7 protein-coding genes are annotated in these 7287 nt (G+C 33.3%); 2 read left to right on the forward strand and 5 right to left on the reverse strand.

Annotated elements, in window-relative coordinates:
* Window positions 1-76: 76 nt before the first annotated feature.
* Window positions 77-1228, reverse strand: a complete 1152-nt coding sequence (locus tag OEW74_RS10235) for a pseudouridine synthase (RefSeq protein ID WP_265428387.1) — start codon at window positions 1226-1228, stop codon at window positions 77-79.
* 100 nt (window positions 1229-1328) lie between these two features.
* Between OEW74_RS10235 and aroB the strand changes: the two genes are divergently transcribed.
* Window positions 1329-2375: a 3-dehydroquinate synthase gene (gene aroB / locus OEW74_RS10240; protein WP_265428388.1), complete on the forward strand. Its 1047-nt coding sequence runs from the start codon at window positions 1329-1331 to the stop codon at window positions 2373-2375.
* Between the two features lie 251 nt (window positions 2376-2626).
* Window positions 2627-3316, forward strand: a complete 690-nt coding sequence (locus tag OEW74_RS10245) for a porin family protein (protein WP_265428389.1) — start codon at window positions 2627-2629, stop codon at window positions 3314-3316.
* Window positions 3317-3392: 76 nt separating this feature from the next.
* Here the strand turns inward: OEW74_RS10245 and purF are convergent, their stop codons facing one another.
* The 4 genes from purF to OEW74_RS10265 form a co-directional block, all read right to left on the reverse strand.
* Window positions 3393-4892 (reverse strand): amidophosphoribosyltransferase, encoded by a 1500-nt coding sequence (gene purF, locus OEW74_RS10250; RefSeq protein ID WP_265428390.1) that lies wholly within the window; start codon window positions 4890-4892, stop codon window positions 3393-3395.
* A gap of 95 nt (window positions 4893-4987) precedes the next feature.
* Window positions 4988-5710: a phosphoribosylaminoimidazolesuccinocarboxamide synthase gene (purC, locus tag OEW74_RS10255; protein WP_230636270.1), complete on the reverse strand. Its 723-nt coding sequence runs from the start codon at window positions 5708-5710 to the stop codon at window positions 4988-4990.
* Between the two features lie 71 nt (window positions 5711-5781).
* Entirely contained in the window at window positions 5782-6477 is a 696-nt protein-coding gene (locus tag OEW74_RS10260) for a DUF3307 domain-containing protein (protein ID WP_265428391.1), read from the reverse strand.
* Between the two features lies 1 nt (window position 6478).
* Window positions 6479-7084: a SatD family protein gene (locus OEW74_RS10265; protein WP_102980289.1), complete on the reverse strand. Its 606-nt coding sequence runs from the start codon at window positions 7082-7084 to the stop codon at window positions 6479-6481.
* Between the last annotated feature and the right edge of the window lie 203 nt (window positions 7085-7287).

Raw genomic sequence — 7287 nt, forward strand, 5'->3', positions numbered from 1 at the left:
AAAAAAAGACGTTGAAGAGATTCAACGTCTTTATATTTTAAGTTAAGACTCGAAACTTTTAATCTCGTCTCTCGAGCTAAAGCATTTTAAGATTATTCACCTCTTGCTCTGTAAGGATTCTCCAGTGTCCTCTTTTGATGTTTTTCTTCGTTAATCCGGCAAACATTACTCTGTCTAAAGCTTCCACTTCGTATCCTAATCTTTGGAAAATTCTTCTGATAACACGGTTCCAACCGATATGAATTTCAATTCCAACTTCATTTCTAGGTTTTCCTTCGATAAATGAAATCTGATCAACCTCAGCAACACCTTCATCCAAACGAATTCCTTCCGAAATAAGTTTCAAGTCTTCGTTTGTCAATTTTTTATCTAAAGTAACATGATAAATTTTCTTCGCATCAAAAGATGGATGCGTCAGTTTTTTAGTCATGTGCCCGTCATTCGTCAAAAGAATAACTCCTGTTGTAGAACGGTCTAATCTTCCTACCGGGAAAACTCTGTATGGAGATGCATTTGCAACCAAATCCATCACTGTTTTTCTTGCTTTGTCATCTTTTGTAGTAGATATATACCCTTTTGGCTTGTTTAAAAGTACATAAACCGGTTTTTCGGGTGTAATGTTTTGTCCGTCGAAAATAACTTTATCTGTTTTCTCAACTTGGTAACCCATTTCTGTAACCACTTTTCCGTTGACTTCTACCAAACCTTGAGTAATTAACTCATCAGCTTCTCTCCTACTGCAAATCCCGGAATTGGCAATGTATTTATTAAGACGAATAGTATCTTTATGAACGTCTTTTTCTACTTTCTTGAATCTTCTTTTTTGTACAAAAGATTTTGCTCTGTCTTGATCTTTATCGTTTCCTTCAGACCCCGGTCTTCTTCCGTACTTTAGGCTGCCTCTTTCGTATTTATCTCTAACGTCAAAACTATTGGGTCTACTACCTCCTCTTTTGGGAGCAGATTTACCGAAAGTCTTTTTCTCTTCACCTGAATTGGTAATAAAAGGTTCTTGTTCAGTTTTTGAATATTTTCTGTCCATTCGAGCTTGATAACTATTGTCATCACTTCTTTTGGAATCAGAATTTCTTTCTCCTGCTTTGGGGAATGACTTTTTGAAAGGTTTTGATCCGGAATTTCCAGATTTAAGAGAACGAGGACTGTCTGAGTTTCTTGTTGAAGATCTAGGTTTTTTAGGTCTCCCTGAATTATTATTGTCTCTGCTCATTCTAAATATTTTTGCAAAGATAGTAATTTAGTTACGAGTTAGAAATTAAGAATCATAACTTTGTAGCTTAGTATAGCTTTTAATTATAAAAAATCATACAATGATTACTTTATTAGACGAAAATTTTTCGCAGCTCAACCAGTTTCTAACCGAAAAATCATTCAGCAAAATTTTTATTTTGGTAGATGAAAATACGCATGAATATTGTCTCCCTGTATTATTAGGGAATTTAGAAACCGATATTTCTTTTGAAATTCTGGAGATTGAAGCGGGTGAAGAAATGAAAAATATTCAAACTGCCAATCAGCTTTGGGAAATTCTTACAGAAATGCAGGCCGACCGAAAAGCTTTGATAATCAATCTTGGCGGAGGTGTAATTACCGATATGGGAGGCTTTGTAGCTTCTACCTATAAAAGAGGAATTCAGTTTATCAATATTCCTACAACGCTTCTTTCGATGTGTGATGCATCTATCGGTGGTAAAACAGGAATTGATCTGATGCACTATAAAAATATGGTGGGAACATTTTCTTTTCCTGAGCAGATATATGCCTACACAAGATTTTTAGATACACTTCCTGCAAAAGAACTGAAAAGTGGATTTGCCGAAATGCTGAAACACGGATTAATTGCTGATAAAAAACACTGGGAAGCTTTAATTAAGCTGCAACATCTGGATCCTACAGGAATTGAACCGCTCATTCCACAGTCAATGGAAATTAAGCAGGAAGTTGTGAATGCTGATTTTCATGAGAAAAATGTGAGAAAAACTTTAAACTTCGGTCATACCATCGGTCATGCTATTGAAAGTTTATGTCTTCAGAGCGAAAACCCTATTCTTCATGGTGAAGCAGTTGCCTTAGGAATGATTTGCGAAAGCCATCTTTCTTATCTTGAAGGTTTAATTTCTAAAGAAGATTCAGAGATAATTATAGAAAATATTCAGAGATATTTTTCTTTTATTGATTTGAGCGATTTTAAAGATGAAGATATTTTCAACTTATTATTAAATGATAAGAAAAATACAGATGCAAAAATCAATTTTTCTTTGCTTTCAGGGATAGGTTCTTGTATTTATGATCATGAATGTAGTACTGAAAACATTCAAAAATCAATTAATTATTACAAAATCTTAAGCGAATTTTAGGTTTTAAACTAAATTTTTAGATTTAATTTTCAATAGTTATTATTTAATGCATATTAAATTTTGATATATTAATATATTGAAATATAATGCATTATGATTTTATTATTCGAATATCTAAATTTTTTTAATATTTAATTTATTTTCTAATTGAAGGTTTGGCAAACAATTTGAAAGATACGACTCGTCAAACTAAAAATGTTTGGTAGTAAAATTTAAAATTAGAATTAGTAAAATATTAAAAAATTTAAGTTATGAAAAAGTTAATTTTAGGAATCGCAGTTTTGTCAACATCTTTGGCATTTGCTCAGACTACAACTAAAACGTCATCGTCTTCAGATGTAAGATTTGGTGTTAAAGGGGGTATGAACGTTTCTTCTCTATCTAAAGATGCAGGTCTTGAAGATCAAAAATCAAAAATCGGTTTTAATGCAGGTATTTTTGCAACAATTCCGGTAGCAGAATCTTTCAGTATTCAACCGGAAGTTTTATATAGTCAATATGGAGCTAAAATAGAAAACACAGACGAGTTTACAGTATTAGGTACAACTACAAGAAATGTGGAATCTTATTCAACTAATCTTGATTATATTGCAGTTCCTGTAATGTTCCAATATAATTTTGTTCCAAATTTTTATGTTGAAGCAGGACCAGAATTTGGGTTTTTAGTAGGAGCTAAAAATAAAGGAGATAGAACTACAACAGTTACAACAGGATCTAACACTTCTACATCATCAGCAAGTTATAGCGACAAAATTGATAAAGACAATTTAAATACATTCAATTTTGGAATAGGTCTTGGTGCAGGTTATTATTTCACAGATAACATTGGTATTACTGCTAGATATGTTGCAGGTGTAACTGATGTTGCTAAAGACAGACCAAATGGATCTGATGCAATAAGAAACAATACTTTCCAAGTAGGTTTAGCTTATAAATTCTAAAAAAGAACAATCTTATTTCAATAAAAAAGGTCAGACTTACAATTAAGTCTGACCTTTTTCTATTTAGAAATTAATCTTAATTAAATAATTCTATTTCTTCTCCTTTTGCTACCGGATATTCTTCAGTGAAGCATCCGAAACAGTGGTTTGACGAACCTAAAATTTCTTTTAAATTATCCGTGCTCAAAAACTCTAAAGAATCTACTCCTAAATAGTTTCTAAGTTCTTCTGTCGTCATATTTGCAGAAATCAAATCGTCTTTTGATGGGGTATCAATTCCAAGATAACAAGGTGCAATAATTGGAGGAGAAACACTTCTGAAGTGAATTTCCTTTACTCCCGCTTCTTTTAAAATTTTAACCAATCTCTTAGAAGTTGTTCCACGAACGATTGAATCGTCGATAATAACTACTTTTTTGTCTTTGATCTCAGAAATAATCGGGTTCAGTTTCAGGTTAACGATTCTTTCCCTCATTTCCTGAGTTGGAACGATGAAACTTCTTCCGATGTATCTGTTTTTAATCAAAACCGGACGGAAAGGTATTCCCGAGGCTTTAGAAAAACCAATTGCAGCAGGAACTCCCGAATCAGGAACTCCAATAACGATATCGGCATCTACAGGAGCCTGTTCCCAGATTTTTTCACCAGATTTTTCTCTGATTTCGTAAACGTTGATGTTTTCTAAAGTAGAATCGGGTCTTGCAAAATAAATATATTCAAACGAACAGATTCTTTGCTTCGCTTTCGCTTCATCCATCATAATAGAGTGAAGTTTTCCAGGCTCGTTTTCATTTGTATAAATGATTTCTCCTGGCAAAATATCTCTCACATACTGAGCTCCAACAGCATCTAAAGCCACAGATTCAGAAGCGACAACGTAAGAATTTTCGTTGATTGCTCCTAAAACTAAAGGTCTGATTCCGTTGAAATCTCTGAATGCAAAGAATTTATTTCTCGTCATTCCCACCACCGAATAAGCTCCTTCAATTTTCTCCATCGTTGCTTTGATGGCACCACGAAGTCCAAGGTCAAGGTTTTTCTGAATTAATCTTAAAATTACCTCAGAATCTGAAGTCGCTCTGAAAACTACACCTTCGGCTTCCAACTCAGCTTTCAGTTCTTTCGCATTGGTAAGGTTACCATTATGTGCAATAGAAAGAATAATTTGGTCATATTCGTTTTTGGCAAAAAATGGCTGGAAATTATACTTCTTTTTATCTCCTGCAGTCGTGTAACGGGTGTGTCCGATTGCAGAATTTCCCATAAAAGTTTCAGGATCCTGAATCTCTTTATAAACATCCAAAACCAAACCTTCATCTTTCATATTGGTGATTTTTCCGTCTTTAAGAACAGAAATACCACAAGCTTCCTGACCTCTGTGCTGAAGCGCAAAAAGACCAAACTGTGAAAGAGAAAACGTATCCAGATCGTTATCAGAATACATTCCGAAGATTCCGCACTCCTCATTCGGAGCATCCAGTCTTTCTTCTTCCTGCGTTCTGAAGAGATTTCTTCCGTAGGTTTGAGTTTCAAACTGTTTTAAATATTCACTTTTATGAATGTCTAAACTTTTCATTTCTATTTCTCTAAAATTAAAAGATTAAAAAATTTAATAATTAAAAGATTACTGACTGCTTAATTTTAAATTCTTAAATCTTTAAATAAATTAAATTATTTCTGTAAAACAGCTTTAAGACGATTGTAGATCTCAACATAAGCTTCAGTCACTTCCCCAAGATCTCTTCTGAATCTGTCTTTGTCAAGCTTCTTCATCGTGTCTTTATCCCAAAGTCTGCAAGTATCAGGAGAAATTTCGTCAGCAAGAATGATTTCGCCGTCTGAAGTTTTTCCTAATTCGATTTTGAAGTCTACAAGGATGATATTCATTTTATCGAAAAGATCGATCAAGATTTCGTTGATGTCTGAAGTTAATTCATACATTTCGTCAAGCTCTTCATACGTTGCAGCTCCTAAGAAAACAGCGTGGTGATCGTTGATAAGCGGATCTCCCAATTCGTCTTTTTTGTAGCAGATATCGAAGATAGTAACCGGAGATTTAATTCCTTCCTCAACTCCTAATCTCTGAGCCATACTTCCTGCAGAATAGTTTCTTACGACCATTTCCAAAGGAATAATTGATACTTTCTTTACCAATTGCTCTCTTTCGTCTAGTTGTTTGATGAAATGAGTTTTGATTCCTTTTTCATTTAAATATTCAAAAATAAGAGTAGTGATGGCATTATTCATTTCACCTTTTAAATCTACAGATCCTCTTTTTTGAGCGTTAAATGCAGTTGCATCGTCTTTGAAACGTACTACAACTTCGTCAGGATTTTCGGTTGCAAATACTTGTTTTGCTTTCCCTTCATACAGCATTTCTAGCTTTTGACTCATAATTTTTACTTTTTTTACTTTAGAAAACCTTGAATCAAAGGTTTTCAATTATAGTTAGATTTATATACTTTTTACTTAATTAAAATTCCTGCTAAAACAGCGATACCAAAACTTAATAATGTACCGATCAATACATATTCTGTTAGTTTTCTCTGTTTTGCCTGTGCCAAATCGCTGAATCTGAAAACAGATTTTGCCGCGATCATAAAGCCTACTCCTTCCCAATGGTTGACTACAATAAATGTGAAAACCAATAGTCGTTCTAAAATCCCGATATATTTTCCGGCACTCGATAAAGAATCGCTTTGTACGCTGTTTTCTTCTCCGGTTACGGGAGTCCATGATGATAATAATAGTTTGATGAAAATTGAAGCAGGTGACGTTAAAAACAAAGCTGCCATTATCATTTTCAAAAAATTCTGATCTTTTAAAAATTCAAAATTAAATTCACTGAAATAAAGAGAAATCCCACCAATCACTGCTACATGAAGAACCTGATCAATAAAAAACCATCTTTTTTTTGTCTGAATATTCTGAAAACTCAGTTTACAGGCATCAATAATAAAATGAGAAATTCCCACCAAAACAGCAAGCCACCAAAGTTTAAGATCCCAAAGGAAAATAAAGCTTAAAACAATGTGGATCAGAACATGAAAATATAAATATGAACTTTTCAGTTTACGGTTTTCCTTATCTGCAACCCAAGAATTTGGCTGAAGAATAAAATCTCCAAGTAAATGTGCCAATATGAGTTGAATAAAAATCATCTTACAATTCTGAAATTTTCTTTCTAAAATATTGATTGGTTTCTACGATAAGCTCGTAGTTTGCCCGTTTCAGTCTTTGGCTGATTGAGGATTGGGAAATGGTAAATTTTTTGGCAAGATCTTCTTGTGTATAATCTTGATTCATTATCATTTCGTGGATGATTTCGGCAGTTGCCATCGTCCAGTTATCAAAATCTTTGGATGCCCATTTTAATAAAATATTGAGATCGCGGTCTATAGAATCGTTGGAAGTTTTGATGGAAACGGTATGACCATCACTCTTCAGATCATTCAACAACCTTCCTGAATTTACATAAGCCGAACCGTTGGATTCTGTAATTTTTTCAGAAGAAAAGTTTTCCTCACCAATGCCGATTGCAATTCTTACGTCTAAATTTTCCTGACTTTTTATAAGAGATTTGATAGCTAAGAAATGCCAAAAAACATCATCGATATTACATTTAAACTGAAATTCGTCGCCTCTGTAGATTTCCCATGTTGCGGGAGCACTTCCCCACGTGTCGAGAAGATTTTTAAGCTTGGTAATCCAAACTTCTGTGTCTGCATGTTGCGAATTAATAATATCACCAGTGATGACCGCTATCATTTTGCAAATATAATCATTATTACTTATAAATAAAAAATATAAGTCAATTTGATTATAAATCTCAAATATTAGCTTTTTTGCTTATAAATTTCATTAACAAAAAACTTCGGTCAAAGTTGAACGAAGTTGTAAAAATTTTGTATTTAAATTTAATTTTATTTCTTAGAGCCTGTTTAAATTTTATTGAGTAATAATTTTATGGC

This window comes from Chryseobacterium sp. YIM B08800 (assembly GCF_026163565.1).
Taxonomy (GTDB): domain Bacteria; phylum Bacteroidota; class Bacteroidia; order Flavobacteriales; family Weeksellaceae; genus Chryseobacterium.

What these genes read in the sequence shown, in the direction of transcription:
- OEW74_RS10235 (WP_265428387.1), bottom strand. Translation starts at nt 1,228, where the DNA reads ATGAGCAGAGACAATAATAATTCAGGGAGACCTAAAAAACCTAGATCT.
- aroB (WP_265428388.1), top strand. Translation starts at nt 1,329, where the DNA reads ATGATTACTTTATTAGACGAAAATTTTTCGCAGCTCAACCAGTTTCTA.
- OEW74_RS10245 (WP_265428389.1), top strand. Translation starts at nt 2,627, where the DNA reads ATGAAAAAGTTAATTTTAGGAATCGCAGTTTTGTCAACATCTTTGGCA.
- purF (WP_265428390.1), bottom strand. Translation starts at nt 4,892, where the DNA reads ATGAAAAGTTTAGACATTCATAAAAGTGAATATTTAAAACAGTTTGAA.
- purC (WP_230636270.1), bottom strand. Translation starts at nt 5,710, where the DNA reads ATGAGTCAAAAGCTAGAAATGCTGTATGAAGGGAAAGCAAAACAAGTA.
- OEW74_RS10260 (WP_265428391.1), bottom strand. Translation starts at nt 6,477, where the DNA reads ATGATTTTTATTCAACTCATATTGGCACATTTACTTGGAGATTTTATT.
- OEW74_RS10265 (WP_102980289.1), bottom strand. Translation starts at nt 7,084, where the DNA reads ATGATAGCGGTCATCACTGGTGATATTATTAATTCGCAACATGCAGAC.